The organism is Streptomyces sp. NBC_01216 (assembly GCF_035994945.1).
Lineage (GTDB): Bacteria > Actinomycetota > Actinomycetes > Streptomycetales > Streptomycetaceae > Streptomyces.
In genome coordinates this window covers 3,727,656-3,753,770 of record NZ_CP108677.1, presented here as the reverse complement: position 1 = coordinate 3,753,770, position 26,115 = coordinate 3,727,656, and the positions used below count along the sequence as shown (strand labels likewise).

Below are 26,115 nucleotides of genomic sequence, written 5' to 3'. Positions count from 1 at the left end.
CTGGCCGCTGGGATGTCCCATACGAAGAGGGAGACCATGCCGTACCGCACCGATCGCATCGAGCACCTGCTGAGCGAAGGCGTCCGCGACAAGGTCTACCCGGGCGCGGTGTGGGCCGTCGGCGACTCCGGCGGAATTCGGGCGACGGGCGCCACCGGCGTCCTGGACCCCGACGAACCGGACGTGAAGATGCGGCCGGACACCGTCTTCGACGCCGCCAGCCTCACCAAGATCCTCGCGGTCTGGGCCTCCACCGGAGCCCTGTGGGAGGACAGCGTCCTCGACCTCGACGCCCCGCTCGGCACCTTCTGGGACGAGGTCACCGGCCACCCCCTCGGCGCTGTGACCGCCCGCCAGCTCCTGACCCACACCGCCGGCCTCCCCCTCCGGGCCCAGCTGAAGCACCTCTACGGCACCGACCCCGCCGCCATCCGCCGCGGAGTCCTGCACGAAGCCCTCAACCGACCGCCCGGCGAAGCCGTCGAGTACACCGACCGGGCCGCCCTCATCCTCGGCTACCTCGCCGAACACCTCTCCTGCCGGCCCCTCGACCAGCTCTGCGAGACGAGGACCTGGCGCCCGCTGGGCATGGACTCCACCCGCTTCGGCCCGCTGCCCGCCGACATCGCCGCCCGATGCGCCCCCACCGAACTCGACCAGGACACCGGAACCCATCTCAAGGGCACCGCCCACGACTTCTCCGCCCGGCTCCTCGGCGGAGTCTGCGGCATCGCCGGCACCTTCACCGTCCTCGACGACCTGGCCGCCTTCCTCCGCTACATGCTCGACCACACCACGGCCCCCACCGAGGCCGGCTTCGGCGCCGAGTGGAGCGCCCACTCCCTCACCGTGCAGACCGGCGGCCTACAGCCGGAACGCGGCCTGTTCTGGCACCCGGCCCCCGGCACCACCGACGAGCAGGACGTTTGGGTCCACTACGGCTTCACCGGCACCGGCATGTGGATCTCCCCTGCCCAGGACCGGTGGGCGGTGCTGCTGACCAACAAGCTCTACTACACCCGCGACCGCCAGCCCCTGACAGACGTCCGTAACGCCTTCCGCCAGGGGGCATTCACCTGATCTTGACGTGCGGGCCAGAGCAGAACGCCGATGTCATTGACCGAAACGGCAGGGTCCTCACCCATCACCCGGAGCATGGAGTCGCCTCGCGCCTTTGTCGATTACGGCTACAACTACGTCGACGTCGCCGCCCAGTGCCATGCCCGCACCTCCACACAGGTCGAAGCCTTCGTCCGCAAGGCCATGCCCTGATCGCCCCGCGCCAACGTCTCACCATCCGCTGACATCGCCATCAACCCGCCACCGGTCCAGAGCTGATCGAGGCCAAATCTCTCATCGAAGCACTCTTTGCACTCCAACTGACCATCTTTGACAGCGATGCCCCCATACGAAGCAGCAGTGTCTGACCGGCCAGCAGGCTTGCCGCGAGGCTCCTCCAGCAGAGGCATCCGCCTCGCGCCCACGGAAGAGAAGAAGGACCGTTGCATGACCACCGCCGGCATAGATCTCGACGCGATCCCTCCGGACACCCTCGTCGTCCAAGACGGTCGCATCACGCCCATCGGAGAACTACTCATCGCGAAGGTGGCCGAGGACCTGGCCGCCGTTTGTCAGCAGGCCGACGACCCGCTGGCTGCTGTCGAGGCGCTCCGCGAAATCGTTCCCGCGGCACTGAGGGCCATCGCCGACCAGCGTGCCAGTGTCGAGCCCAGCCCCTTGCGAAAGTTCCTCTCCAACTGCGTCGGTTCCGAGTGTCTGGAGCGCCGCCCGGGTCACGATCCGCTGACCGGTGACCGCCTCGATGGCCAGTCCGACACCGACGACACCTTCCCCGATCGCCTGCCGTGTACCCGACAGCACGGCCACAGCGGTGATCACCGAGACGTCTCCCAGCGGAGCTGGCGGCGGACGGAGATGTCCTCATGACGCAGTCGCTTGAGGGCCTTCGCGTTGCACCGCTCCACGTGCATCGGGGTGACGGTCGGCAGGAGATGCCGATCATGGCGCGTTACGACGGAGACCGCGTCATCTCGACCTACGACCCACAGCGGACCTCCGTCGAGATGGCTGTCTACCTCGGCCGCGTTCGCCTCTCCTGTGAAGGGATCACCATCTCTGAGGTGATCCTCGAAGGGCACGCAATGGACCTGACGGCCCTGTTTCGCGCAGCGTCGAAGCTGTTCCTGGACGTGCAGTTCACCAGTGGGCCGCGGATCACGGAACCCGTAGTGAAGATCTTCGGCGATGACATGGCGCAGGCGTCCTACTGCGTCCCGGAGGGCTGGGACCTGGCTGACGCTCTCCAACTGCTGCCCAGTGCCTTCACCGCCGCCCGGCCGAAGGTGGCCCACGCCCTGAAGTACATCGAGGAAGAGAAGAAGACCAGCAGCGAAACGCTCAGTCGATTCCTCGATGAAGTGATCCTGATGATCCTCAAGGCCGGTGACCCGGACGGTGTCTTCGCCGAGATGGAGCGAGTGCTCCAGCTGGTGGAGGTGCAGGAGGCCGTGGTCCCTGCCCCCGTCTGAGCGCTGTCCCGGGTGTCTCGAATCGGCGCGCTGCCGGATTGTGTCGCAACCGCTCGGTTCCGGGTGACGAACAAGGTCTGGTTGCACTTCTGGTTGCGTCCGGCCTCGTTCGGACGGGACCACCCCGCACGCTCCGCCAAGGGTCAGGACTGGCAGGCCCGCTCCGGACTGCCGGTGTTGCGGATGGCCGGCAGGTCGCGAATCCCGCGCAGCCGCTGCCCCGACACTAGCCACCCTGGGTGAGTTCAGCCGTCGACGGCGGCCTCGTCGCTGGTGCGATAGCTGGCTGCCGTGCGTCACAGGGCGGACAGCAAGCCAGCCTTCTCGTAATTGCAGACCGCGTCGGCAGGGAATCCGCCGCGGCGGCTAACTGCGCGCCCCGGAGCCCGCCGATGTGGGCGGTGGTCCGGCTCATGCCTCGACGGGAAACCTGGGAGTGCACTCCCAGGTCACGTCAGGAGTTCGCCTGCTCGGGAGGACACGGCACCGGGCCCGCTCCACGGTGTGTGGGTCGACGGCAGACGGGAAGGGAGTTAGGTGGGTGGTGGCCGAGGTGAGGCCCACAAAACCCCCGTATGGCCACCCATCAGTGGCTACTCTGCTGCGAACTACCCAAGCGATGAGCAGCGGAGAACAGTGGAATACATAACAGCTACCTTCGTCGTGAAGCTCACCGAACACCCCACGTCGGAACCAGACCAGGTTTGGGTTCTCAGCCTCGATACCTTCCAGATGCCGGCGGACGACGTCATCAAGGAACTTGAGGCTCTGACGTGGCTCCCTGGAGCCGAGTACCCGGTCATGAGTCACATCAGTGCTCGGCAGGGCGTCACCAACTGGGGTGCCTCATCTTCGTTCATGGAGTTCGTCCTTGAGATGAGCTCCAGCGGCCTGGGAGGCGTTGCAACGCTAGCTGTCTCCGCGGCAGTCAAGGAGCTCTACTCAAAGCTCCGGGGACGCTCTCAGGGCGACCACTGGGGGGATGTGATCTCAGAGGAGACCGCTGTTGCGGTGGCGAAGCAACGCATCGCGAGTCAGTACGGCGTGGAGGGCGACAGCCTCACGCTGTCTCGATCCGAGACTGACGCAGCGAACCGCAGCTTCCACTTTGCCTTCAGCCACCCCGATGGACGGTCCTTTGGCGCCGAGGTGGGCATTTTGAAGGACGCACCAACCTGCATGCGGATCTGGCGTCAGGTTGCCCCTGAGTGATCAGCCGTTGCAGGGCCGGCTGTCCCATCTGTCCCACTGTGGCTCTGACCAGCGAAAAAGCCCGGACAGCTCCGAGGAAAGCTGTCCGGGCTGTCCTGCTTGGAGCGTGGCTGCGGTCTGGCAATGACGCGCTTCGTGCAGCGACAGGGAGCCGGGCCGTCGTCAGACGTCCCGGCGACGGACAACATGTTTGAAAGGCCCGTCCACGCGACGTGCCCGCCGGTACCGTGTGGCTCTCATCTGTACGACCAAGGGGAATCAACTGCCGTGAGTCTTCCGGATTTTGCTCTTGAGGTCGCTGGCGGGGCGGGTGGCACTCTGGCCGCCGGAGCCATCACCAGCGGAGCCACTTGGGTCCGCACGAAGGTGCGTACGCTCATGCATCGTGGAACGGCTGCCGAGCAGGACGCTGTGATCGCCATGCTTGACGATCAGGAGGCCACGCCGGAGGAGCTCGCCGAGCGCGTGATCCCGCTCCTCCACGCGCACCTCGACGCCTTCCCGGAGGCGATCACCGAGTTCAAGGCCCTGACCGCCACCGGGCCCACGGTCTACAACCAGCACAACACGGGGGAGGGTGTCTTCATCGGCGGTGACAACCACGGCGGTCTGACGATCAACCACGGCGGGCCCACCGCGTGACCGAGCCCCCTCCCGAGGACCACAAGAAGGTCGTCAACCAGACGAACCGCGGCCCGGGTACCTTCGTGGGCGGGAATTTCTTTGGCTACATCGTCAATAACTTCGCACCCTCCCACCGCCGCACCTCGTCGGACAGAGAGAGCCGATCCAGCCTCCCAGATGACGACTACGACGGCATTGGCACGCCTCTCGTTGTCTCCCTCTTCCTGACCGCCGCCTGCGGTGCCGGGTTTTTCCGCCTGGCCATCCAAGGCAAGCCCCTCGGCGGGGAAACGCATGCTGGCTGGCTCGAACGTAGCGGAGGAGGGCTGCTGTTCACTGCCCTCTTCTTCGCGGCTTTGGCGGTGCTCCTCGCGCGGGCCGCGCAAGGCTTCGAATTGTGGGCCGGGCGTTGCGCCGACCTCGCAATAGACACCCACGTGAGGATCTTCGCGTACCCACCAGCGAGCATGGCCCGCCTATTGGCCACGGCGGCCTTCGCGACGGCAACGGGGGCCGCGTTTATAGCGATGTTCTTCGGATGGAGCGAGTTCGGCACCAGCATCCAGGAGCGAGCTCACACCGCGCGCGACAACGCCGCGATGAACGGCACACGGGCACAGGCGGCAGCACCGAAGACTGAGGGCACGCACACCCCCTAGGGTCCCGATCGGCCGGGGCAGCAGCGCCAGCCTACGAGGCGGCGTCCGAGGGTGGCTGCGCGACGCCGGCGCGGCCGCAGGTCACAACCGCCGGTGGTCAGTTGCGGCTATGCGGAGTTGCCGTTTGTCTTGTAGACCTCTCGCAGTCGTGAGGCCGCCGCGTACTGCGCCCGTTCAAGGTCGTAGCGCGCCTGTGGAACGGTCTTCCGGGGGGTGCCACTCTGTGTCACCACTCCAAGGTTCAGTTGACTGACCGTGTCGTTGGCGGTATCGACCAAGTCTCGGACGTCGTCATCGAGGGTAAGTCCGGCCAGACTCCTCAACTTCTGGGCAGCCTGATCGTAGGCTTCCTTGGAGTCAGGTGGAATGGTGCCGCTAGACTTCAGGTGCCTCCAGTACGTGGAATTGCCGTGGAATGAACCGTTCCGGGTTCGGTAGAGATCTCAGATGTTGGTTGTGACCTGGGGTTTCGTGGTTGCTCGGTAGTGGTTGTTCTCGTATTCGACGGGCGGGACGTGGCCTATCTCACCGTGGAGTCGTCGGTGGTTGTACCAGTCGACGTACTCGGCGGTGGCGAGCTCGACGTCGGACAGCGTCTTCCATGGCCGTCGGGGCTTGATCAGCTCGGTCTTGAACAGGCCGATCGTGCTCTCCATCAAAGCGTTGTCATAGGCGTCGCCGACCGAGCCGATCGAGGCGGCGATGCCGGCTGCGTCCAGGTGCTCGGCGAGCCGGAAACTCGTGTACTGCGACCCGGCGTCCGAGTGATGGATCAACTCGCCTGGCTGAACGGGGTGTTGGTCGCGGTCGCGCTGCCAGATCGCCATCTCCAGGGCGTCCAGCACGAAGACCGTCTCCTTCACGGTGGCCGCGGACCAGCCGACGATCCGGCGGGAGAAGGTGTCCACGACGAAGGCGACGTAGACGACGCCGGCCCAGGTCTTCACGTGGGTGAAGTCCGCGACCCAGCAGCGGTTCGGGGCGCCGGCGATGAAGTCCCGGTCCACAAGGTCGGGGGCCCGGTCGGCCTGGCCGCCGGGAAGCGTGGTGATCACACGTCTGCCGCGGACCGCTCCTGCGATGCCGAGTTCCCGCATCAGGCGCTCGACGGTGCAGCGGGCCACCGTGACGCCCTGCCGGTTCAGCTCCCGCCAGATCTTCCTCGCCCCGTAGACGCGGTAGTTGGTGTCGTAGACGTGCTGGATCAGCTCTTTCAGCTCGCTGTCCCGCACGGTCCTGGCGGACGGTGCGGCCTGGCGTTGGTGGTGGGCGTAGTAGGTGGAGGGGGCGATCTTGCAGTCGTGCATCGTCAGCACGCGGCAGATCGGCTCGACACCGCCGAAGCGGCCCTTGTGCTCGTCGATGAACGCTACGAGCGTGTGTGTGGCCGGTCGAGCTCGGCCGCGAAGAAAGACGCCGCGGCTTTCAGGATCTCGTTCGCCCGCTTGAGCTCGGCGTTCTCCTTCTTCAGTCGCTTCAGCTCGGCCGATTCCTCGGTGGTCACGCCAGGACGCACTCCGGCGTCGACCTGGTCCTGCCTCACCCACTTGCGGAGCGTCTCGGTCGTGCCGATGCCCAGCTTCTGGGCGACCGCTTTCAACGCGGCCCACTCGGTGTCGTAATCCGGCCGCACCTCGGCGACCATCCGCACCGCACGACGGCGCAGCTCAAGCGGGTAATGGGAAGAACGTGCCATGACTCGATCCTCTCAAATGATCGAGTCCCTACCAAACCCGGAACGGTTCATGGCGTCGCTTGGTGGGATGGGAGTGTTCAATGATCGGCGGATCCGATGATCAAGGAGACGCCAGATGAGCGACACGACCATCGAGCAGATACCGGGCAGCGAGCCGACGGCGGGGGCCGTGGCGGCGAGTGACGAGCAGTTGGTTGCGATGCTCGTGGATCGGGCCCGGTCGGAGGGCCTGCAGCTGACTGGGGAGGGTGGGCTGCTCCAGCAGCTGACCAAGCGGGTGCTGGAGTCCGCCCTGGAGGGCGAGATCACCGATCACCTCGGATACGAGAAGCATGACGCCGAAGGTCGGGGCAGTGGCAACAGCCGCAACGGGACGCGGGCGAAGACGGTGCTGACCGATGTCGGCCCGGTCGAGGTCAAGGTCCCCCGGGACGTGGCCGGAACGTTCGAGCCGGCCATCGTCAAGAAGCGGCAGCGGCGCCTGTCCGGGGTGGACGAAATGGTGCTGTCGCTGTCCGCGAAGGGACTGACGCACGGGGAAATCTCCGCCCACCTGGCCGAGGTCTACGGCGCGAGCGTGTCCAAGGCGACCATCTCCACGATCACCGACAGGGTGATGGACGGGATGGCGGAATGGTCCAACCGCCCCCTGGACCGCGTCTATCCGGTGCTGTTCGTGGATGCGATCAACGTCAAGATCCGGGACGGGCAGGTGGCAAACCGTCCGATCTACGTCGTCATGGCCGTGACCGCCGAGGGCCACCGCGACATCCTGGGGATCTGGGCCGGTGACGGCGGCGAGGGCGCGAAGTACTGGCTGAGCGTGTTCACGGACCTGAAGAACAGGGGCGTCGACGATGTCCTGATGCTGGTCTGCGACGGACTGAAGGGCCTGCCCGAGGCGGTGGAGGCCGTCTGGCCTCGAACGATTGTGCAGACCTGTGTCGTTCATCTGCTGCGGAACTCCTTCCGGCACGCGGCCCGACAGGACTGGGACAAGATCGCCAAGGCGTTGAAGCCCGTCTACACGGCGCCGAACGAAGCCGCCGCGACCGAGCGGTTCGGCGAGTTCCAGGAAGCCTGGGGCAAGAAGTACCCGGCGGTCATCCGGCTCTGGGAGAACGCCTGGGCCGAGTTCGTGCCCTTCCTCTCCTTCGACGTCGAGATCCGCAAGGTCATCTGCTCGACGAACGCGATCGAGTCCGTCAACGCCCGCATCCGCAAGGCAGTACGCGCCCGCGGCCATTTCCCCAACGAGGCCGCGGCCATGAAGTGCGTCTACATGGCCCTCATGTCGCTGGACCCGACCGGCAAGGGCCGCAAGCGGTGGACCATGCGCTGGAAGGCGCCCCTGAACGCCTTCCAGATCGCCTTCGAAGGCCGGCTCACCCCGGCCGCCAACTGACCCCTACAAAAACTGGATCAGCCGTCTACTGGACACACCCGGTGGGATCGTTGATCCATGTCTGGCGGGGGATCGATGGCGGGACGGGGCGTCGGTTGAACCGCTCCGGATGCCGTTCGTAGGCCGCTTGGAGGGTGACGGCTCGTTGCTCGCGTACCAGCTCTGCAGTGCCGAAGTGCACGCTGGCCGGTGTGTGGTAGCCGATCCCGGAGTGTCGGTGGACGTGGTTGTAGTAGCTGATGAAGCCGTCCATCCACTCCCGGGCGTGCGTCAGCGAGTCGAACCTCTGCGGGAAGTCGCTCTGGTACTTGGTGGTCTTGAAGTGTGCCTCGCTGTAGGGATTGTCGTTGCTGACCTTGGGGCGTGAGTGACTGCGGGTGACTCCGAGGTCCATCAGCAGTTGCGAGACCTTCTTGGAGGTCATGGAGGTGCCCCGGTCGGCATGCACGGTCTCGGGCACGATGCCGTTGCGCTCGATGGTCTCGCGGATCAACTCCTCGGCCCGCTCGGCCGATTCGGCCCGCTCCACCGTCCAGCCGACGATGTAACGGCTGTAGATGTCGATGATGACGTAGGCGTGGTACCAGATGCCCTTGTCCGGACCGGCCAGCTTCGTGATGTCCCAGGTGAACACCTGCGAAGGCGCGGTGGCGACCAGCTCGGGCACGGTCTTGGCGCCGTGGGTGGCGATCCGGCGCCGCTCGCCGTCCTGCCCGGCCTCCTTCAGGATCCGGTACATCGTGCGCTCTGAGCAGTGGTAGCGCCCCTCGTCCAGTTCGCGGGCGTAGATCTGCGCCGGCGGCAGCTCCGCGTACTCGTCGCTGTTCATCAGCGCCAGCACCGCGGCCCGCTCGGTGGCCGACAGTGCGGTGACCGGGGCCGGACGCGGTCGCGTGGGCGCCGGCGGCCTGGGGTGAGCCCGTCGGTGGTGGGTCGCCCGGGAGCGTCCGGTGATCCGGCAGGCGTCCACGATGCCCACCAGCAGCCTCAACTCCTCGACCGCGAGGTGCAGGTGACCGTCCAGGACCTGGTTCAGCCCGCGCCCCTGGAGAGTGACTGCAAGAGCGCGTGTGTTTTTCCCAGCACCTCCAGTGCCGCGTTCTTCTGGTCCACCTCCGTGCGCAGCCGCTCGTTCTCCCGCCGCAGCCTGGCGTTCTCGGCTTCCGCAGGGTGCTTCCTGGGGCGGGCGGGGCTGGTGCGGTGGTCGGTCAGCTGCGCGAGCGCGCCGGCGTCGCGGGCGGCCCGCCACTCGATGATGTGGGAGTGGTACAGGCGCTCGCGGCGCAGGACGGCACCCTTCTCGCCGGCCGGGGCGGCGTCGTACTCGGCGACGATCCTCAGCTTGTACTCGGCGGTGAAGGTGCGGCGCTTCGGCTTCGGCGCCGGATCGGGACCGGGGCCGCTAGGTCCTGTCTGAAGTTCGGATCATGAGGGCGGTGTGATGCTGCGGAGCCAGAGCATCGCACCGCACAGGTGCAGTCCGGCTTCGTAGCTGGTTGGGGTCTTGTCGTAGCGGGTGGCGATGCCCCGCCAGTTTCGGAGACGGTTGATGCACCGCTCGACGGTGTTTCTCTCCTTGTAGAGCGCGGAGTCGTGGCTGACGGGGCGGCCTCCCTTGCGGCCTTTCTTCTTCCGGTTGGCGGCCTGGTCCTTCTTCTCCGGGATGACGGCCTTGATGTTGCGTTTGCGCAGGTGAGCACGGTTGCTGCGGGACGAGTACGCCTTGTCGCCGGCTATGGCGTCCGGCCGGGTCCTCGGGCGCCCGACCGGCCCGCGGACCTTCACCTTCTCCAGCACCGGGACGAACTGCGGACTGTCACCGCACTGCCCGGGCGTGAGCACGAACGCCAGCGGACGGCAGCGCCGGTCAGCCGCCAGATGAATCTTGCTGGTCAGCCCACCCCTCGAACGCCCCAGGTCAGCGGCGGTCAAGCGGATCCGGTACCGTCGGCGAACCCGGCGTCGCTCCTCGCGGGCGGGGTCCTCTTCCTGCCGGTCTTGCGGCTGTTGTCCTTCCACCAAACCCCCTTTTCGGCCTCGACAGCCGCCTCCAGGGCTGCCAGCTGCTCCGGATCCAGGATCATCCCGGCGGCATGGTGGTGTGCCCGTGCTGTCGCCGAGTCCACGCTGACCAGCCCCAGGTCGACCTGGTCGCGGGCGGCAGCTTCCGCGATCACCATCTCCATCAGATTCTGGAAGATGCCCTGCTTCGCCCAGACCTGGAAGCGGTCGTAGGAACTCTGCCAGGGGCCGAACTCCTCCGGCAGGTCGCGCCACGGGCTGCCGGTCCGAAAGCGCCACATCGCCGCGTTGAAGTATTTCCGCAGGTCGGGGATAGGCCCGACCGCGGCGATCGGGAGATGGGGCTCAATCAGGGACCACTGCTCGTCGGTGAGATCGCCTCGCGCCATGGCCACTTAACTACCAAGGACACCCCGTCGCGCGCAGGCGATCCCACACATTCGTGATCTGGACTTCAGACAGGACCTAGTGCTGGTCATACGGGTGGTTCTCCTGCTCGCTCGTCCACCCAGGCTAACTGATCACGCCGGGGTGTCTCGCCCAACGATGTCAGGGAGGGGTGCGACACGCATCGCCTCGGCCAGGGTGGGCGCAAGCGCGGCCAGCACTTCGACGGCCTCGCGTATGTAGCGGTACACGGTGGCGATGCCGATACCGAACCCGGCGGCGAGCTGGGCGTAGGTGTCACCGCACCGCAGATGCGCCAGGGCGAGGAGGGCCTGCCGTCCGGTGGTGAGCCGCCGCCACCGGGTCCCGACCTCCCCTCGCCGGACGGCGAGGTGTCCGGCCAGGCACCGCAAGGTGCGACTGGACAGGTCAATCGACGACGGGTAGGCAAGCACGCGAAGCTCCTGGTGGCTGCGGGCGATCTTGGTCGAGAACCCGTCTACCAGGAGCTTCGCTGTTCTGCAGAGCTGTCCAACAAGTGTGACTGAGCGTTTCACCTGGCGGGTGAGCGCTTGTGGTGGCGGGGTCAAGCACTTCAGTTGGCGAGCGGCGTGACATTGCGAGTCAGGTGCCACTTGTTCGCGTTGGGCGTCACCGTGCTTGGAACGCAGTGCGGTACGCGTGCGGTGACGTGCCTGCCACACGGGCGAAATGGTGGCGCAGCGTCACTGCGGAGCCGAAGCCACTCGCGTCGGCGATGCGCTCGACCGGGAGGTCGGTCGTCTCCAGGAGTTGCTGGGCGCGGCGGACGCGAGCGCGCAGCAGCCACTGCTGCGGCGTGGTGCCCGTCTGTGCGCGGAAGTGTCGGTTGAGGCTGCGCACGCTCATCGCCGCGTGACCCGCGATATCTGCCAGTGTGAGCGGGCGGTGCAGGTTGCCGGCCATCCAGTGCAGTGTCGGGCTCAGCAGGGTGGTGCCGGTCGTCGCAGTCTGGGACGGCTCGATGAACTGGGCCTGCCCACCGTCGCGTTGCAACGGCATCACTGTGCGGCGTGCGGTAGCCGCCGCACAGTCCGCGCCCAAGTCGCGGTGGACCAGGTGCAGGCACAGGTCCAGCGCTGCGGCGACGCCGGCTGACGTGATCAGGGCGCCGTTGTCGACGAACAGGACACCGCTGTCCACGGCCACGCGCGGATGGCGGCGGGTGAGTTCGTCCGCGTACTGCCAGTGGGTGGTTGCCTTGTGCCCGTCGAGTAGACCGGTGGCGGCGAGTGTGAACGCGCCGACGCACATCGAGGCCATGCGGGCGCCGCGGGCTGCCGCGTCGCGCAGGGCCGTCACCACGAGGTTGGGCGGAGGGTCGAGGAAGCCGGCGTGGGCGGGGACGATGACGGTGTCCGCCTCCGTGAGGGCGTCCAGTCGGTACGGCACCTGGATCCGAAACGCTCCGTGTTCCGGTGAGGTGGTGACGGTCGGGTTGGGGGCACACACTCGCAGCTGGTAGTGCCGGGTGGCGGCGACCTCGTTGGCCGTGCCGAAGACCTGGCCGGGTATGGACAGCTCGAAGGGCAGGACGCCGTCGAGAGCAAGGATGGCGATGACCGACATGGCTAGAAGTTAGCGCATGCTGGCATTCCAGCCACTGTCCGGGGGGCTGGAGCTGCCGCAGGATCGGAGCAACCCCGACCTGCTGAGGAGCCCACTGTGGACCTTTCCCTCCCCGACCCGTGTGCGGACTTCGACCTGCCGCGTACCGAACTGACCTCACGTGCGCTGCGGTTCGTCGCGGACGCCGAGCCCGGCTTCCTGTACCGGCACAGCGTGCGCAGCTATCTGTTCGCCCGCGCCCTGGCCGACCTGCAGGGACTGCGGCCCGGCGCCGACTACGACGACGAGGTGGTGTTCCTGGGCTGCGTCCTGCACGATCTGGGCCTGTGCGAGCAGGGCAACGGAGGCCAGCGGTTCGAGGTGGACGGGGCCGACCTGGCCGCCCGGTTCCTGCGGGAACACGGGGCAGACGAGGCGCGGGTCGCGGTGGTGTGGGACGCCATCGCGCTGCACACATCGGACGGGATTGCGCACCGCAAGGGTCCGGAAGTCGCGCTGACCCAGGCAGGCGCCGCCGTTGACGTGCTGGGACGCGGCGGGGAGCAACTGCCGCCAGGCTTCGCGGACCGTGTCCACGCCGCATTCCCCCGGGACGACCTGGCCTATGCGATCACCGACGCGATCGTCGCGCAGGCCCTGGAGAACCCGGCCAAGGCCAGCCCGTTGAGCTTTCCCGGCCAGGTACTGCGCCGCCATCTGCCGGAAGGCACACTGTCCGACTGGCACGACCTGATCGCCCACTCAGCATGGGGTGACCAGCCTGCGGGGAATGCGGCGGGTGCCGGGACAACCCCATGACTCCGTCTCCGGGATGGACACGTGTGAGCAACTGGTCGATCAGCCCGGCGGCATCTTTGAGACGATGACGTTACGGGAGGACAGAACCGGCGTATACCTGGATCCGGACCGCCGACTGCTGGCCGTCACACCTCAGCCGAGTCCATCCCCGCCATACCGCTCGCCAACCGAAGTACTCAGCCCCGCCAACCAGAGCGCTCATCCGCCATCTGAAGCGCTCAGCCATAACACGCGACCAGCACCGTCAGGTTGGAAAAGGCTCACGGCATCAACGTGCAGGTCCTGACCGATCCGTTCGGACGGCTGCTCTGGGCCTCGCCGGCTCTGCCCGGCTCGGCTCACGACCTGACCGCCGCTCGACAGCACGGGATCATCGAAGCCCTCACCGAAGCAGGACTCAGATGTTGGGCGGACAAGGCGTACCAAGGAGCCGGCGGACCCGTCCGGGTACCGCTTCGGGGCCGCCGACTCAAGAGATGGAAGCGCCGCCACAACACCACCCACGCCAAGATCCGCTGCCTCGGCGAGCAGGCCATGGCCACCCTCAAGGGGTGGCGCCTCCTGCGGAAGCTCCGCTGCAGCACCAACCGAATCACCGACGTCGTGAAGGCCGTACTCGTCCTTCACCACGCATCAGCATGAGGTTGGAAAACGCTCAGTACCTAGTCGGTCCCGACTCGTTCGGGATCCGAGTCCAGGGATCAAGTCAGCCGTCGGCCGTTTGGTGGTCGGGGCAGTCGAGCCGGAGGTCGACGTCCCCGAACGCGGCATCCACGAAGGCGCAGTGGTGCGGGGTACGGAGATCGCCAGGGTGGGCGTCGGGACGGTAGAACCGGCAGGTGACGCAGGTACGGGAGACCGGGATCGCGTGCCACTGCTGGAGGATCCGGATCATGCTGGTCGTTCCGCGCAGCATTGCGGCGACATCCTCCTCGCCGAGTCCGTCGAGCGCCGCGCGCAGTGGCTCGGGGATGGTGGCGAGCCGAGCGGCCTCGGTCCGTCCGGTCTCGGTCAGGACAAGAGTGATGGCGCGTGAGTCGACAGGGTCGCGCTGACGGTCGACCAGGCGCTTTCCCGCCAGGGCGCGCACGGCGTCGCTGACGGTCGGCGCGGTGGAGGCCAGAGCCGAGACGATCTCGCCCTGCCGGCGGGGCCGGCGGTCACCGTCCAGGAACAGCAGGATGTCGGACTGCAGCGGGGTGAGCTTCGTCGGCCCTGCGTTGTGCCATGCGCTCAACCGGACCGCCTGGCCAAGTCGGCTAAGCCCGATGAGCAGTTGCTCGCTGGGGGACAGCCCAGGCATATCACCCACGATGAACCTCCTTCATGACCATTTGACCGAACACCGAGCCGGACCGTTCTCAACTCCGGCTTGCATTCTAGGCAGAGCCAACTATATTTGGCAGCGCCAACAGTTCTTGGCACTGCCAACAAACTGACGTGCGGTCGGACTCGGCCGCCGCCCGAAGGAGCATGCTCATGTCTCGCCTGTCCACCGTCGACCCGGACACCGCCACCCCCGCCGCCAAGGCCCAGCTCGACCGGGTCGAGCGCGCCCTGGGCGCGACGCCCAACATGATGCGGGCGATGGCCTCCTCGCCGGCCGTCCTGGACGCGTACCTCTCCTTCGGCGGCGCCCTGGCCAAGGGGCACCTCTCCGCCGCGGTCCGTGAGCAGATCGCCCTCGTCACCGCCGTGGAGAACTCCTGCGAGTACTGCTACGCGGCCCATCACGTCCTCGGCGCCAAGGCAGGTGTCAGCACCGCGGACCTCGCCGCCGGAGGTCGCGCCGAGGCAGCTGACCCCAAGGTCGCCGCCGCGCTGCGGTTCGCCCGCGCCGTCGTCCGCCACAAGGGCTTCGTCGCCGACGCGGACATCGAGGCCGTCCGCACCGCGGGCTACGGCGACGGCGAGATCGGCGAGATCATCGGCGCGGTCGCCCTCAACATATTCACCAACTACTTCAACTCCGTCGGCCGCACCGAGCTCGACTTCCCCTCCGTCCCTCTCCCCCAGTAGCACCCGCCCGCGGCCGTGGCGCCTGACCGGGGACGCATACTGCGGGCCGCCAACGGGGCGTTGGTCACGTGCGCGTACGACCCCAGCGTCACGCCCTACCGCCGGCAGTGGTCCCGCAAGGCGCGGTGACACACATGCGGCCGCATCCTCGCCACCGCCCGCTCCCCATCCCCCTGACGCCAGCGGGGGAGACCGTGGCACAACATGCCAGCAGGAGCGGTCAACAGCAGCCAAGACGGGACCTCGGCCGAACGTTCACCCAGCTCAGAATCCATATGCACACCCAAGCGCCGGGTGATTCCCAAGCTTGTAGCGCGGGTTCGATTCCCGTCATCCGCTCTTGAACTAAGCCCCAGGTCAGCGACCTGGGGCTTAGTTGTTGTCTAGACCGATCCTGGAGTCCTGCACCACTTGCGCACCGCCTCGACGGCGACGAGGTCACGGGCGCTCGGGCGCCCTCACGTCACGGAGACGGAGACAGAGACGGAGACGGAGACGGAGACAAGAATGCGTACATGGCCTGGCCGTCAGCCCTCACACTCTCGTCGGGCAGTTGACGCCACGCGGCATGCTGCGAATCGTGCAGAGTTTTCGCGAACGCGAGCTTCTTACGGTCGCCCTTGTCGAGTTGATCTCTGAGTTGCAGCGGATTGGCGGGCAACGAGAGCAAGAACGCCAGATCGCGGTAGTGGCGCTCCGGTGAAGCGGTCTTGATGCTCACCGCCGCAGCCTTCGCCACGATCGCCCCCAACAGGCTGGGGCGACGAATCCGGCCGGTCCGCGGCCCCAGTCGCACACTCACAGCCTCGGTTCTCTGCGCGGCCTGCCGGCCGCCCGGCACCTCAAGTGTGCGGCCGGGCGGCGTCGTCGTGAGGTCTGCACGGGGGCCGAGGTTGTCGGGCGCCAGCAGATCCACCACCAACCGCTGCGGCTCCACACCACGCTGATAGCGGTGCAACAGGTTGCCCTGCGGCGACATGCCGGCGGGGGAGAACCCGAGCCGTTCCAGCGCCGCGACCAAACGGCGCAAGCTCTGCTGGTCCGACTGCACGTCAGCCAGGACATCCAGGTCGGCGCTCGCCGCCGGTGGGGTCCGACCGTGCTCCAGGCCGTGCAGGAGCACCATCTGCCCACCGATCAGCGACCAGGCATCCGGTACCTGCTCCGAAAGGTCGAACAGCACGCCCCACAACTCCACCAGTGGACCGGTGAACAGGTCCGACTCCAGTCGCACGTCGGGCAGATCGGCTGCCATGATCACACCCTCCGAGGCTGTGCGTAGCGAGTCAGCAGAGGCTCAAGCAACCCAGCTGCGGCAGCGGCGGCTCGGCCCTCGTGGCGGTCCAGCAAGTCGGCCGCCACTACTGAGGCGGGGGCGTCATGGCCCTGCCCAGGCGTCTCAGACCTTGAGCAGAGGAACGACCACATCTCCGCCGGGGGGATTCGGACCGAGACATTGCCCCGCTCTTCATCACGGACCATGCCGAACTCAGCTTCCAGCCTGTCGACCCTGTCGGGATGCGCGTAGATCTCCGCACGGCCGAGAGCGATGTAGTCCGCCCCCACCTGCGCCGCGGCGCTCACTCCCCCCCTCACCACATCCTGAGCGGCGAGCAGAACCGGCAGTACGCCTGGATGAACGCGGTACGAGCGAACCTCGGCGCGGGCGGCAAGAAGCTCCTGGAGCAGGGCCGGACCTAGTCGCCCGTGGGCAGGGAGGTTCCGCAACCGCGTCCTCACCCGGGACTTCTCGGCATCGGACAGGCTCACCGGCTGATGGCCGTCCAGCATCGCCAGAACGCCCCACGCATTGCGGGCCGACAGCGGTCTCCGCGAACGAGGGCTCCGGTCCTTGCGATCCCGGACACCATCCCCGGCAACCAGCCAACGACCACCGACTCGCTGCCCTTGCAGCTTCCCGTCATGCAGCAACTGACGGACACGGGAATCATCCACCCCGAGCAGGGCCGCAGCCTCTTTCACCGACAGCAGTTCCATGACCATCCCCTTGCGCCTCCCCTCACGAAATCAGGAGGGAACACGCAAGCAGTCTCCTGCCTAGACCCCCTTGCGTCAAGCCTCACACTTTCAGGAGGCAAGGCGCAACCACCGAGGCCGGGGATGTGCCGCACGACCCAGGCCAACGGACGCGTGCCCCATCCGTGCCCATCAACGCGGTGAACAGCGGTCACCACGGGTTCTCAGAACCGTCTCGGCACAGCCGATCACACGCCATATTCCCAGGTCAGACGCCATAAGGCCGGTCTGAGCGACGGTGATTCCCAAGCTTATAGCGCGGGTTCGATTCCCGTCATCCGCTCCACGACAAAGCCCCAGGTCAGCGACCTGGGGCTTGTTTGTCTGCAGAGAGTCTCTCTGTCCGCACACCCTTCAGCCCCGCAGGATATGGGGACACGGACGATCTCTTGGGTCGGCCGGTGCGCCGTGACAGCCGGCAAGGTGTGCGCGAGCAGGGCCAGGGTGATGTGCCGGTACCAGCCATGCGCCGACAACTGCGGACTTGGTGCGGGTCCGGGCCGCATCCGTCGCGTTTGGTTCAGCGCTCGGCAGCGGCTCTCTCCAACTGGGCTGTGATTCCGTGCCGGTCGATCTGAATCCAGTACTCGACGATCAGGCCGTCCTCGACTCGATAGACCGCACTGGTCATCGCGGTGATCTGCGCACCGGTCGGCGGAAAGTGATCGACGGATCCGACATGCTGTCCGATCTGAGTCCAACGGGCGTAGACGCGATCGCCGTCGGCGATGAGTTCGTCCACGGTCAGGGCGAAGGCGCCGTAGGCGTCGAGCATCTCCTGGACGTGCTCGGCGTACTGCTGCGGTGTCCGCTCCACGACCACCGGCGCCTCCGAGACGATCTGGTGGGCCCGGACCAGGCCGGCCATGAAGCGGTGGGCCCGGTCAGGATGCAGCCCCGATCGCACCTGCAGCAGGAACTGGTGGACTGTGTCCTTAGCACTGGTCATCGGCAGATGATGGCATCCCGTTCATGCCGCGTGAGCCTCGGGGCGTTCGAAGCGGAGGCCGGCCCGGACCAGGGCGACGGGGTGGGATGCGTCGACCGCTCGCCAGCGGGCCTCCTCCGACCGCGAGGCACACAAGCAGCCCAACACGTCGAACGCGACCGGTGGCGGGGCAGGGCATCGCCACGGGAAGCCCGCGACGATCCACCTGGACGGACTCCACATCGCGGGCGTCTCCTCTGGTCCGCTCGGTGATCCACGCCAGACGGCCTAGCGGAGAGCCACAGCACATGCCGCGCGGACGACTGCTGACAGGAGCATCACCTCCGCCACGGCATCGGCAACCAGGCTGCGCCGCATCGGGCCGTCCGCCCCAGGCGCACGTCGTCGCCGCTTGTGGTGCTTCCTGAGCTCTGCAGCCGCCTTGTCCGACGTCTTGTAGACCCTGTCGAGCAGCGAGCCGGCGAAGGCGGACCCGCCCCCGAACAGCACGAGGACGAGCAGTGCGAGCACCCGGAAGGACCGGCGGCGGAGTACCCGTCCGCCCGTCGCAGGGCCGTAGTCCGTTCCTCTCCCGTCCTCTCCCTGTCGCCGAGCGCGGCGAGGGCACCGGATTGACGACCGTGACGGCTCCTGACGCGGCTCGGTCGCCCGGCACGGTTCCGCAGTCGCCTGGCCTCGGATGATGGTGGCATCGATCCGCCCGCCGAATTCGACCGCGCCCACCAGGCATGACGAGACCATCGCCTCCTGCCCGGAAGCAGTTCGACGCGGTCGGCCCGAGCACCGCTTCGCCGCCGTCGCTCGCCTCCACGCTCCCGAAGACGCGCGTCGAATCCATCGAGGCGGCAGGGACACCGGACCGCCGCAGGTGAGTCGGCGACGGTGGAAGTCGAGGTGGTGGGTGTGCCACGGATAGGCGTCCGCGAGCCTGGGAGTGCTCCCGGCCTGTCCACGTCGCTCAGAGGTCCAGGGGCTTCCCTCTCCCGGCAGGGAACGTGGTGCCGACTCTGCCGGGCGCCACCGGTGCTCCCCCGGCGTGACCGGAGGAGCATCGGGAGCGTCGGAGGACGAAAGGCGCGGAGGGGGACACCTGTGGGATCGAAAGCAGGACCGGCGGTGGCTTCGCTGATCGTGCGGGAGGGAAGGGTCACGGCCCGGCTCCGTGAGGGCGGAGTCCTGTGGCAGGACTCCGGAAGCGTGACGCGGATCCCCTACGAGACCATCGCGACGGTGACCGTCACCCCTCACGACGAGACACGGTCGCGGCTACGTATCTCTCTCCGCCAGAACGTCGGCGAGCACCGCGGTCCCTACGAGCTGAACTGCCTCGCCCGGCACTGCCGCCCCTTCGCCACGGCTCTGGACCGCCTGGCCCGTGAGGCCCGCACGGCGCACCGGGGACACCGGTCGCGGCGGCCGGCCGACGTCACCACGGAACCGATTCGCTCACTGCCCCTACGGGAGCGCCACTCCCCGGTCCGGCTCGCCTTCTTCGCGCTGCTGACGGCGAACCTGCTCGCCTCGCTCGTCCTGCTGGCTCTCGGCCATCCCGCACGCGCGGTCGGGGTCTGGTTCTCCGTCGCGCCGTGGTCCGTGGTCGCCCTCATCGCCCCGGTCCTCCGCTTCGGATTCGTCGGTGCACGGGATCCCTGGACCCGCGGGATCCGGGTCGAGGCCCGATACGTCGACAGAGGCACCACTTTCGGCAGCGGCGGCCCCTGGCCCATGTTCGTCTACGAGTTCACCGACCCCGACGGCGTCGTCCGGAAGCACGAACTCCGCCCGTCGGGCCGCTTCGCCCGACCGCGTCCCGTCCGGGTCCTGTGGTTCGTCCCCGGCGAGAGGACGAGCCACACCCTGGGCGACCCTTTCACCGCTCTGTTCATCACGGTCGTGACAGGCGGGATGCTCCTCTTCCTCGGCGGTATCGGCCTCGCCCTCATGCCGGGCCTCCTCATCGGCGTACTCGGCTGATCCACTTCGCGGCCCTGACCCCTGAACCACACGAACGAGCCTGCGGGAGGGGTCGTGCGGGAGCGCAAGAAGGAGAGGACACGGCAGGAAGCGAGCCTCGCCTCCGCCGTGACCGAGTTCGGTGAACTGCTGGCCGGTCACCCCTTCCGGCCGGGAACTCCTGGAACGCCGCCGGAGGCGGTGGCGGACTAGGCGCGCGCCCTCGACGCGTACGAGGCGGCCGATCGGGCCCTGCGCCACGACGACCGCGAGGACGTCCTTCGGTGCCTGGACGACGGCCGGTACGCCCTGGCCTGTCTGGAGTCCCGCCTCACGGGTGGACCGTTGCCCGCGCGGCTCCCGCTCTGCTTCTTCGACCCCCGGCACGGACCGTCGACCGCTGAAGTGCCGTGGACGCCCCCGAGTGGCACGTGGCGCCCGGTCCCGGTGTGCGCGGCGGACGAGGTACGCCTGCGCGAAGGCTCGCTCCCGATCGCCAGCGGGCACCCCGCGCGGCGCCCGGCCGCCCCGGCGCCGTCGCCGCGCGACCGTATCGACTCGGGCAGGCTGGTAGTGCCGGGAGTGGTCGCCGCGCTCCTCGGGTACGCGGCCGCCCTGTTCGCCGTCGGCGACGCGGTGGGAGGCATCGTCTACCTCGCCGCGGGCTACGTCCCGGCGGGCTTCGCGTTGGGGTCGGGCGTTTTCCTCTTCTCGTCGGCGTCCAGGCTGTGGGCGCTGATCCGCCGGGGGCACCGGACCCACGCGGACTTCGACCGCTCGGAACTGGCCTCGTCGGGCCACCAGCATGTCCACGTCGTCACCGACGTCTCCGGGCGGCGGTACGAGCACGTACGGAGGGTGAGTGGTCCCACCGTGAAGCCCCTGCCGTATCAGCGCGTCTGGTATGTGCGGGGACGCGAGGACGAGGGCGAAGTCCTCGACGGCTGGGCCCTCCTGAGGCTGCCCGTCGTCGTTCTGGTCACACTGCCGATCTTCGCCGCGAGCGCTGCCGCCACCCTCTACCTGGTCCCGGGGCGGTTGCTCCTTGCTCTCCTCTCGTGACGGCCACGACAGTCTCCCGCTCCCGGCGTCAGCCCTGACTGTCCGCACCACGGTCCCGGCCCATCGGCGGCCGTGCCACAACGTGCCCGTAGGGGCGGTAGACAGCGGTCAACAAAGGGACCAGCGAGGCGGCCAGATCAGAGCGGGAAGCGATTGTTTCCGCAGGTCAGAGCACATGCACGCACCCCCGTGCCGGGTGATTCCCAAGCTTATAGCGCGGGTTCGATTCCCGTCATCCGCTCTACGGCAAAGCCCTAGGTCAGCGACCTGGGGCTGTTTGTTGTCTAGACCTATCCGGGCCCGCGCGCCATTCGCGTGCCCCAACTCGCAGGACTACGCCACCCAGAGGTTCTTTCGCGTGCCGCCGGCACCCGCACTCCGCGAGCCGCCCAAGGTCCCGCTTGACCTCGACAGAGAAGAAGGACGACAGGCCGCCCGCGCACACGCCGGCCGCGCTTTCGAGCAGGGCCCTTAACGACAAGTAATCCTTGTGATTTATCGGCGTGGGGTCCACACTCTTCCCATGACCGACAAACCCCGCACCCGAGCTCCGCAGGCCGCCCTGACCGACAGGCAGAAGCTCGAACTGGACCGGGCGAAGAAGGCCGCCGACGACGCCGTCGCGCACTTCCGTGAGACCGCGGGGCGTATCGCCGTAGACCTCGGCCGCGGCGGAGCTCCGGCCGTCGCCAGGCACATGGAGTGGACACCGCAGTACGCGTCCGCCCTCGCCGTCGCCTACAAGGCCAAGCAGGCCGCCCAGGGCAGCGGGAGCGAGGAGGTGGCGGCATGACGACCGCCCCCAGGCCGTCAGGCATCCCGCCCATGCCCGAGCGGAACACGAAGGCGTTGCGCGCCGCGATCGCCGAGCACACACCGCAGCTCCTCGCCGACTTCGACACCCACTGGAAGTGGGCCATCGGCGACGCTCACGACATCGCCCCGGTGCCGGCGTTCCTCGCCCAGTGGTGGGCCGAGTTCGCCATCGCCCGCGATCCCGCGCTCGACCGGCACATCCACGATCTGGAAAACCGGGCAGCCGACGCGACGACGAACGCCGAAGCCACGCAGTTGCTCACGCAGGCCGCGCACCTTCGGCGCGAGGCGGGGAAGGCGGAGCCCGGCCAGTGAGCGACTTCATGGGGCCGCCCTGGCAGATGGACTGGGTCGATACGGCCCGGACCACCCGCGACTCCCTGCCCAAGCCGGTCCGCGACCTGATCGACGGCATCCGAGCCGAACTGGTCACCGTCGAGGACCCCTGTTTCCGCGGCATCGACAACATCCCGGATCTCCCGCCCGGCTGCCGCATCGCGCCGCTTCGGTCGACGGTGCCGAACGGGCTGTACGTCTGCTACTTCGATCACGGCCGGGGCTGGATCCACTACGCATTCACCCGACGCACCGCCGACCCTCAGATCATCGTCGAGGAGGTGTTCTGGCAGTGACCTGCCACTTTCCCGTACACCTGTCCGCTCGGTGGACCAGACAACCGCTCGGTGGACCAGACAACAGCGCCCTCGGGAATCCAGCCCGCGCGAAAGCCGTGCCACAACGTGCCAGTAGGTGCGGTAAACAGCAGTGAACAAGGGGGCGGCGGAAGCAGCCACGACGCCGCCGCCAGGGCGCGTTCCCGCAGGTCAGGCGTCATTCACAGGCCCAAGTGCCGAGTGATTCCCAAGCTTGTAGCGCGGGTTCGATTCCCGTCATCCGCTCTTCTACGAAGCCCCAGGTCAGCGACCTGGGGCTTTGTCGTTGTCCAGACCTCTCAGGGAACCCTGCGTCACCTCCGCACCACGGTGTCGTCGCGATCCTTGGTAGCCTCTTCGGTCGCTCGTACAGGAGACCGACAACCGCAGGGGGACGCGTGTCGTTCGATGACGAATGGGCCCAGGAGAAGGCCGACGGTTCCTTAGACGGCCCGACCGTTATGCGGCTGAACCAGCTCCCCGTGGATCGGGGCGGTGCAACCACCGGCGGAACGCTCGACTACAACACGGACTCCATCAACGGGAACGCGAACCTGCTGATCGAGATCGCAGGACTGCTCCAAGAAGGCAGGCCCGACGGTGATCTCGGAACCATGGCGCGCGTACCGCGATCCCATGCCGAAGTCGCCGCCGAGGTCGAACGCTTCGGACGGTTCGCCGACGATCAGTTCCTGGACACGGTCGCGCTCCTCGCGGCGCTCGCCACCCGTCTCAAGACCACGGGGACCGACTTCGTCGCCGTCGACGACGCCAATACCCGTCGCTTCCTCGACAACGTCCTGAGCGATGGCCAGTACGTGGCACCGGAGGCGAAGTGACCGGCCTGAGCTACCGCAAGGACGTCGAGTTCCTCGAAGGCTGCAACCCCGCCCTCGTCGAGCGGAACGCCGACGAGTTCAAGCGCCTCCACGACATGTTGGTCGAGGTCGACGCGCCGGCCGAGCGCGCGGAGAAGCGGACCCACTGGCACAGCGAAGGAAGCCAGCACTACGTGTCTCGGGTCGCTGAGGCACGCAAACTCATGCAGCACATCGCCGAGGGCTACGGCCGCGCCGCCGGCGCTCTGCGAAGCTATGCGTGGGCACTGGAGACGGCGAAGAGTCACTACTGGGGTGTGACCGAGATACGCGTCAAAGGGGCAACGGGATGATCTTGAAGCCCTGTTGCGCTCGGACTCACCTGCGGCGACGTGCGGCGGGGTCTCGCTCGGCGACGTGCCGGGCGACGGCGTCGACGCCGGGGCGGGCGTACCGCTCCAGGGAGCGCACGGAGGCGTGGCGGGAGCGGGCCAGCAGCATCGGGGTGGAGGTGCCGCCCTCGGCGTCGTGTGTCAGGGCACTGTGCCGGAGCCGGTGAAGCGTCCAGCCGTTCAGGTCCTCGATGTCTTCGGGTGAGGCGAGCGGGTTGGCCAGCAGCCGCGTGGCGTACTCGAAGATCTCCTCGGCCCGCCGGTACGAGAGCCGGGCCCGGCCGGTCTCCGGGCACACGTCCAGCGACGGCGTGCCGGCCGGGGCCTTGCGGCCGGTGAGGAACAGCGGCCCGCGGGTCCGTCCGGCGATGAGGCGGGGCAGCAGCTGGGCGGTGCCGGACTGCCAGTGAATCCACTCGACCGCCCCGCCCTTGGACGTGATCTTGCCTCGCTTGTCCTGCGGGTACAGGTCTCCCACGTTCAGGCACAGCACCTCGTCGGCCCGCGCTGCCGACTCGTAGAGCACCTTCCAGCACGTCTTCTCCCTCAGCCCGACGTCGAGGCGCCACAGGGCGGCGATCTGGTTCTCGGCCAGGGCCTTGGTGCGGTCGGGCGGCGCCGGGCGCCGCTCGATGCCGATCGTCGGATCGCCGTCGATCCAGCCCTGGCGCTGCCACCAGCCGATCGCCTTGCGCGCGATGGACAGTTCGCGGTTGACGGTGTCGGCGTCCATTTCGTCCGCCCGCGCCGCCGCCAGCTCGGCCAGCACCTCGGGCAGCGCCGGGTCGTCGATCGCGGCGACGGGGAAGACGGGCGGCTTCGCGCCCCGGCGGGCGGGTCCGGTCGGCGCGGGTTCGCCGGCGAGCATCCATCCCCACGTCGTCAGCGAGATCCGGTAGATCCGCGCGGAGGACTTCGTGATGCCCGCACCGGTGAGGTACCGCTCGACCGCGCCGGTGTACGACGAAGGCGGGGCGGACAGCGGCACGACCCGGGCGTGCGGCAGGCGGAGCGAGCCCCCGCTCCCGAGTTCGGTCACCGGTTTGATCGCCACGTCTGCCCCGCCCTCCCGGCGCTGCCGCAGTAAATGCGTACACCTCGCCTGCGGCGGCCGGAGAACCCACCGCAGGTCGTGACGATCACCGCAGAGGACCCGCCGCAGTAAATCCGGCATTTACCGCAACAGAACCCTGATAGTGCGTCAGAGCCTAGAAGTCCGATAAGCCGACCTCGAAGCGGAATCACCGCTGCCGCTATCCGCTGCTCAATTGGCCCTCACCCCGAACCAGCGACTGACCGTCACGTTAACTACAGAGAGCTACTTGCCACTTGGTTCGCCGTTCGTCAACGGCACCCCAAGTGGATGTGGAGGCTGTCACCGGGACGATCAGCGGCGCCGCAGGGACGGGTCGAGCAGCGCGGGCGGGGTGTCGTTCTTCTCGTGCGCGGCAAGGTCGGTGCCGGGGGCGACGATGGCGTCGATCGCGTCGAGTACGTCGGCGGAGAGCGTGATGTCCGCGGCGGCAAGCTGCGTGTGCAGGTGGTCCAGCGTGCGGGGGCCGATGAGCGCGCTGGTCACGGCGGGGTGCGCGGTCACGAAGCCGAGCGCGAGCTGGATCACCGTCAGGCCCGCCTCGTCGGCGACCTTGGCCAGTTGCTCGACGGCGTCGAGCCTGGCCCGGTTGGAGGGGATGGCGGTGTCGAAGCGCTGCGGCATGAACGTTGAGCGGCTGGTGGTGATCTCGCTACCCTCGCGGATCGCGCCCGACAGCCAGCCCGAGGCCAGCGGGCTCCACGCCAGCACACCGAGCCCGTACTGCTCGGTCACGGGCAGCACATGGGCCTCGATGCCGCGCTGCAGGATCGAGTAGCTGGGCTGTTCGGCGACGTAACGGCTCAAGTGGTGCTCGCGGGCGGCCCACTGGGCTTGCACGATGCGGTAGGCCGGAAAGGTCGAGGAGCCGAAGTAGCGGATCTTTCCCACGCGCTGCAGGTCGGTCAACGCCGACAAGGTCTCCTCGTCGCTGGTGTTCGGGTCCCACCGGTGGATTTGGTAGAGGTCCACGTGGTCGACGCCGAGCCGACGCAGGCTGTCCTCCAGCGCGGTGACCAGCCAGCGGCGCGAGCTGCCCCGGCGATTGCGCTCGTCGCCCATCGGCATGGTCGCCTTCGTGGCCAGCACGATGTCGTCGCGGCGACCCGCGATGGCCTTGCCGACCATTTCTTCCGACTCGCCGCCGCTGTACACGTCGGCAGTGTCGATCAGGTTGATCCCCGCCTCCAGGGCGACGTCGACGATGGCGGTGACCTCCTCCTGGGTGGTGCGCCCGATCTTTCCGAAGTTCATCGCTCCGAGCGCGAGGGTGCTGACCTGCACACCAGTGCGACCCAAAGTGCGGTACTGCATGGCCTTGTCTCCTCATTGTGGGTGGAACGTGATGCATTGCATGGCTTGG

Annotated in this window: 26 protein-coding genes and 5 pseudogenes; 19 read left to right on the top strand and 12 right to left on the bottom strand. The window is 67.8% G+C overall.

What is annotated here, in order from left to right:
- The first annotated feature begins 36 nt into the window (after positions 1–36).
- The 6 genes from OG393_RS16530 to OG393_RS16505 all read left to right on the top strand — a co-directional run bounded on the left by OG393_RS16530 (position 37) and on the right by OG393_RS16505 (position 5,044).
- A complete protein-coding gene (locus tag OG393_RS16530) occupies positions 37–1,080 on the top strand; it encodes a serine hydrolase domain-containing protein (RefSeq protein WP_327378452.1) in 1,044 nt (347 codons plus the stop codon).
- Positions 1,081–1,506: 426 nt separating this feature from the next.
- Entirely contained in the window at positions 1,507–1,947 is a 441-nt protein-coding gene (locus OG393_RS16525) for a hypothetical protein (RefSeq protein ID WP_327375418.1), read from the top strand.
- Positions 1,944–2,549, top strand: a complete 606-nt coding sequence (locus OG393_RS16520) for a hypothetical protein (RefSeq protein WP_327375417.1) — start codon at positions 1,944–1,946, stop codon at positions 2,547–2,549. The genes OG393_RS16525 and OG393_RS16520 overlap by 4 nt, the downstream gene beginning before the upstream one ends.
- Before the next feature lie 663 nt (positions 2,550–3,212).
- The gene (locus OG393_RS16515; RefSeq protein ID WP_327375416.1) at positions 3,213–3,761 is read left to right on the top strand and encodes a hypothetical protein; all 549 of its coding nucleotides are present in this window, start codon (positions 3,213–3,215) and stop codon (positions 3,759–3,761) included.
- A 378-nt stretch (positions 3,762–4,139) separates the two neighbouring features.
- A complete protein-coding gene (locus tag OG393_RS16510; protein ID WP_327375415.1) occupies positions 4,140–4,403 on the top strand; it encodes a hypothetical protein in 264 nt (87 codons plus the stop codon).
- A complete protein-coding gene (locus OG393_RS16505; RefSeq protein ID WP_327375414.1) occupies positions 4,400–5,044 on the top strand; it encodes a hypothetical protein in 645 nt (214 codons plus the stop codon). The genes OG393_RS16510 and OG393_RS16505 overlap by 4 nt, the downstream gene beginning before the upstream one ends.
- Positions 5,045–5,487: 443 nt before the next feature.
- Here OG393_RS16505 and OG393_RS16500 read toward each other — a convergent pair.
- Positions 5,488–6,740, bottom strand: a protein-coding gene (locus OG393_RS16500; protein ID WP_327375413.1) for an IS3 family transposase whose coding sequence is annotated in 2 segments (ribosomal slippage) — positions 5,488–6,458 and positions 6,458–6,740 — 1,254 coding nt in all. Because the reading frame shifts where the segments join, the coding sequence is not laid out codon by codon here.
- 199 nt (positions 6,741–6,939) lie between these two features.
- Between OG393_RS16500 and OG393_RS16495 the strand changes: the two genes are divergently transcribed.
- Complete coding sequence (locus OG393_RS16495; protein ID WP_327378451.1) at positions 6,940–8,145, top strand: IS256 family transposase; 1,206 nt, start codon at positions 6,940–6,942, stop codon at positions 8,143–8,145.
- A gap of 25 nt (positions 8,146–8,170) precedes the next feature.
- On the opposite strand, the gene OG393_RS16490 is transcribed toward OG393_RS16495, so the two are convergent.
- The 5 genes and pseudogenes from OG393_RS16490 to OG393_RS16475 form a co-directional block, all read right to left on the bottom strand.
- Positions 8,171–9,136, bottom strand: a complete 966-nt coding sequence (locus tag OG393_RS16490) for an IS3 family transposase (RefSeq protein WP_327375412.1) — start codon at positions 9,134–9,136, stop codon at positions 8,171–8,173.
- 41 nt (positions 9,137–9,177) lie between these two features.
- A pseudogene (locus OG393_RS35490) lies at positions 9,178–9,504 on the bottom strand (hypothetical protein); the annotation flags it as partial.
- A gap of 66 nt (positions 9,505–9,570) precedes the next feature.
- A pseudogene (locus tag OG393_RS16485) lies at positions 9,571–10,556 on the bottom strand (IS5 family transposase).
- 171 nt (positions 10,557–10,727) lie between these two features.
- Positions 10,728–11,009: pseudogene (locus tag OG393_RS16480) on the bottom strand (helix-turn-helix domain-containing protein); the annotation flags it as partial.
- 196 nt (positions 11,010–11,205) lie between these two features.
- A complete protein-coding gene (locus tag OG393_RS16475) occupies positions 11,206–12,162 on the bottom strand; it encodes a GlxA family transcriptional regulator (protein WP_327375411.1) in 957 nt (318 codons plus the stop codon).
- A 96-nt stretch (positions 12,163–12,258) separates the two neighbouring features.
- Here OG393_RS16475 and OG393_RS16470 point away from each other — a divergent pair, with 96 nt between their 5' ends.
- The gene (locus OG393_RS16470; protein WP_327375410.1) at positions 12,259–12,960 is read left to right on the top strand and encodes an HD domain-containing protein; all 702 of its coding nucleotides are present in this window, start codon (positions 12,259–12,261) and stop codon (positions 12,958–12,960) included.
- Positions 12,961–13,215: 255 nt separating this feature from the next.
- Positions 13,216–13,602 (top strand): annotated as a pseudogene (locus OG393_RS16465) (transposase family protein); the annotation flags it as partial.
- A gap of 64 nt (positions 13,603–13,666) precedes the next feature.
- Here OG393_RS16465 and OG393_RS16460 read toward each other — a convergent pair.
- Positions 13,667–14,263, bottom strand: a complete 597-nt coding sequence (locus OG393_RS16460) for a MarR family winged helix-turn-helix transcriptional regulator (protein WP_327378450.1) — start codon at positions 14,261–14,263, stop codon at positions 13,667–13,669.
- Between the two features lie 176 nt (positions 14,264–14,439).
- Here OG393_RS16460 and OG393_RS16455 point away from each other — a divergent pair, with 176 nt between their 5' ends.
- Complete coding sequence (locus OG393_RS16455) at positions 14,440–14,979, top strand: carboxymuconolactone decarboxylase family protein (protein ID WP_327375409.1); 540 nt, start codon at positions 14,440–14,442, stop codon at positions 14,977–14,979.
- A gap of 463 nt (positions 14,980–15,442) precedes the next feature.
- Here the strand turns inward: OG393_RS16455 and OG393_RS16450 are convergent, their stop codons facing one another.
- Positions 15,443–16,234, bottom strand: coding sequence for a hypothetical protein (locus OG393_RS16450; protein WP_327375408.1), 792 nt, complete (start codon positions 16,232–16,234; stop codon positions 15,443–15,445).
- Positions 16,235–16,497: 263 nt separating this feature from the next.
- Here OG393_RS16450 and OG393_RS16445 point away from each other — a divergent pair, with 263 nt between their 5' ends.
- On the top strand, positions 16,498–16,680 hold the full coding sequence (locus OG393_RS16445; RefSeq protein ID WP_327375407.1) for a hypothetical protein: 183 nt from the start codon (positions 16,498–16,500) through the stop codon (positions 16,678–16,680).
- A 177-nt stretch (positions 16,681–16,857) separates the two neighbouring features.
- Here OG393_RS16445 and OG393_RS35485 read toward each other — a convergent pair.
- Both OG393_RS35485 and OG393_RS16440 read right to left on the bottom strand, forming a co-directional pair.
- A pseudogene (locus tag OG393_RS35485) lies at positions 16,858–16,977 on the bottom strand (helix-turn-helix domain-containing protein); the annotation flags it as partial.
- Between the two features lie 559 nt (positions 16,978–17,536).
- Positions 17,537–17,965: an ester cyclase gene (locus tag OG393_RS16440; protein ID WP_327375406.1), complete on the bottom strand. Its 429-nt coding sequence runs from the start codon at positions 17,963–17,965 to the stop codon at positions 17,537–17,539.
- A gap of 1,116 nt (positions 17,966–19,081) precedes the next feature.
- On the opposite strand from OG393_RS16440, the gene OG393_RS16435 reads away from it, so the two are divergent.
- The 8 genes from OG393_RS16435 (at position 19,082) to OG393_RS16400 (ending at position 23,620) form a co-directional block, all read left to right on the top strand.
- On the top strand, positions 19,082–19,939 hold the full coding sequence (locus tag OG393_RS16435; RefSeq protein ID WP_327375405.1) for a hypothetical protein: 858 nt from the start codon (positions 19,082–19,084) through the stop codon (positions 19,937–19,939).
- Positions 19,940–19,993: 54 nt separating this feature from the next.
- The gene (locus tag OG393_RS16430; RefSeq protein WP_327375404.1) at positions 19,994–20,131 is read left to right on the top strand and encodes a hypothetical protein; all 138 of its coding nucleotides are present in this window, start codon (positions 19,994–19,996) and stop codon (positions 20,129–20,131) included.
- A gap of 132 nt (positions 20,132–20,263) precedes the next feature.
- Positions 20,264–20,980, top strand: coding sequence for a hypothetical protein (locus OG393_RS16425; RefSeq protein ID WP_327375403.1), 717 nt, complete (start codon positions 20,264–20,266; stop codon positions 20,978–20,980).
- A gap of 523 nt (positions 20,981–21,503) precedes the next feature.
- On the top strand, positions 21,504–21,773 hold the full coding sequence (locus OG393_RS16420) for a hypothetical protein (RefSeq protein WP_327375402.1): 270 nt from the start codon (positions 21,504–21,506) through the stop codon (positions 21,771–21,773).
- The gene (locus tag OG393_RS16415) at positions 21,770–22,111 is read left to right on the top strand and encodes a hypothetical protein (protein WP_327375401.1); all 342 of its coding nucleotides are present in this window, start codon (positions 21,770–21,772) and stop codon (positions 22,109–22,111) included. The genes OG393_RS16420 and OG393_RS16415 overlap by 4 nt, the downstream gene beginning before the upstream one ends.
- Positions 22,108–22,428: a hypothetical protein gene (locus OG393_RS16410; protein WP_327375400.1), complete on the top strand. Its 321-nt coding sequence runs from the start codon at positions 22,108–22,110 to the stop codon at positions 22,426–22,428. Before OG393_RS16415 ends, OG393_RS16410 begins: the two co-directional genes overlap by 4 nt.
- A 419-nt stretch (positions 22,429–22,847) precedes the next feature.
- On the top strand, positions 22,848–23,288 hold the full coding sequence (locus OG393_RS16405) for a hypothetical protein (protein ID WP_327375399.1): 441 nt from the start codon (positions 22,848–22,850) through the stop codon (positions 23,286–23,288).
- Positions 23,285–23,620 (top strand): hypothetical protein, encoded by a 336-nt coding sequence (locus tag OG393_RS16400; protein ID WP_327375398.1) that lies wholly within the window; start codon positions 23,285–23,287, stop codon positions 23,618–23,620. The genes OG393_RS16405 and OG393_RS16400 overlap by 4 nt, the downstream gene beginning before the upstream one ends.
- A gap of 25 nt (positions 23,621–23,645) precedes the next feature.
- Here OG393_RS16400 and OG393_RS16395 read toward each other — a convergent pair whose 3' ends face one another.
- Both OG393_RS16395 and OG393_RS16390 read right to left on the bottom strand, forming a co-directional pair.
- Positions 23,646–24,713 (bottom strand): tyrosine-type recombinase/integrase, encoded by a 1,068-nt coding sequence (locus OG393_RS16395; protein WP_327375397.1) that lies wholly within the window; start codon positions 24,711–24,713, stop codon positions 23,646–23,648.
- Between the two features lie 333 nt (positions 24,714–25,046).
- On the bottom strand, positions 25,047–26,066 hold the full coding sequence (locus tag OG393_RS16390) for an aldo/keto reductase (RefSeq protein ID WP_327375396.1): 1,020 nt from the start codon (positions 26,064–26,066) through the stop codon (positions 25,047–25,049).
- Positions 26,067–26,115 lie beyond the last annotated feature (49 nt).

Coding starts and splice junctions, on each gene's coding strand:
- OG393_RS16530 (WP_327378452.1), top strand. CDS start 37: ATGCCGTACCGCACCGATCGCATCGAGCACCTGCTGAGCGAAGGCGTC.
- OG393_RS16525 (WP_327375418.1), top strand. CDS start 1,507: ATGACCACCGCCGGCATAGATCTCGACGCGATCCCTCCGGACACCCTC.
- OG393_RS16520 (WP_327375417.1), top strand. CDS start 1,944: ATGACGCAGTCGCTTGAGGGCCTTCGCGTTGCACCGCTCCACGTGCAT.
- OG393_RS16510 (WP_327375415.1), top strand. CDS start 4,140: ATGCATCGTGGAACGGCTGCCGAGCAGGACGCTGTGATCGCCATGCTT.
- OG393_RS16495 (WP_327378451.1), top strand. CDS start 6,940: ATGCTCGTGGATCGGGCCCGGTCGGAGGGCCTGCAGCTGACTGGGGAG.
- OG393_RS16475 (WP_327375411.1), bottom strand. CDS start 12,162: ATGTCGGTCATCGCCATCCTTGCTCTCGACGGCGTCCTGCCCTTCGAG.
- OG393_RS16460 (WP_327378450.1), bottom strand. CDS start 14,263: ATGCCTGGGCTGTCCCCCAGCGAGCAACTGCTCATCGGGCTTAGCCGA.
- OG393_RS16455 (WP_327375409.1), top strand. CDS start 14,440: ATGTCTCGCCTGTCCACCGTCGACCCGGACACCGCCACCCCCGCCGCC.
- OG393_RS16450 (WP_327375408.1), bottom strand. CDS start 16,234: ATGGCAGCCGATCTGCCCGACGTGCGACTGGAGTCGGACCTGTTCACC.
- OG393_RS16445 (WP_327375407.1), top strand. CDS start 16,498: ATGCGCGTAGATCTCCGCACGGCCGAGAGCGATGTAGTCCGCCCCCAC.
- OG393_RS16440 (WP_327375406.1), bottom strand. CDS start 17,965: ATGACCAGTGCTAAGGACACAGTCCACCAGTTCCTGCTGCAGGTGCGA.
- OG393_RS16420 (WP_327375402.1), top strand. CDS start 21,504: ATGACCGACAAACCCCGCACCCGAGCTCCGCAGGCCGCCCTGACCGAC.
- OG393_RS16415 (WP_327375401.1), top strand. CDS start 21,770: ATGACGACCGCCCCCAGGCCGTCAGGCATCCCGCCCATGCCCGAGCGG.
- OG393_RS16390 (WP_327375396.1), bottom strand. CDS start 26,066: ATGCAGTACCGCACTTTGGGTCGCACTGGTGTGCAGGTCAGCACCCTC.